The 499-nt window shown below is 34.1% G+C and carries 1 protein-coding gene; it reads right to left on the bottom strand.

Going from position 1 to position 499, the window contains the following annotated elements; all coding sequences use genetic code 11:
* Positions 1-430: TRAP transporter large permease subunit (locus EMN46_RS18950; protein WP_229130433.1), on the bottom strand; the 430-nt coding region annotated here is incomplete at its 3' end.
* Positions 431-499 lie beyond the last annotated feature (69 nt).

Here is a 499-nt window from a genome sequence, read left to right as displayed (position 1 = left end):
TAATCCATGATAAGCCAATACAGGTTGCAACAAGGATTAATACAATTGCAGTGGTTTTTACCGAACCAAGTACGATTTTTGGAATATCCTTAACCGTAATTTCTTTGTAGATTAAGCTTAAAACGAGAGCGTAAAGAACGGCAACAGCAGAAGCTTCGGTAGCTGTGAAAAATCCTGCTATAATTCCACCAATTACAATAATTAGTAAAAATAAACTAGGAACAGCTTGCCATAAAATTTTCAATCCTCTTTTAATACCCGCTTTTTTATTGCGTAATTTGTAGGCAATAAAACCAATTACTAATACTGCTAGCGAAGTACTAACTCCTTTAAATCCCATAGGCGAAATCGCTTTAAGCATATTTAATGCATAAAGTACCGAAAGGATAAGTGCGACACCAATAAAAACTTTAAATAAGGTTTTAAGCATGGCGCTAATGCCTTTATTTTGATAGATTGATATACACATTGCCGTTATCATGATTGAGAATCCGGTTAA

Origin of the sequence: Ancylomarina sp. 16SWW S1-10-2 (genome assembly GCF_009669305.1) — a bacterium.
GTDB lineage: Bacteria > Bacteroidota > Bacteroidia > Bacteroidales > Marinifilaceae > Ancylomarina.
Note: the sequence above shows the minus strand (reverse complement) of the source record. Positions and strands in the feature narration are given on the sequence as shown.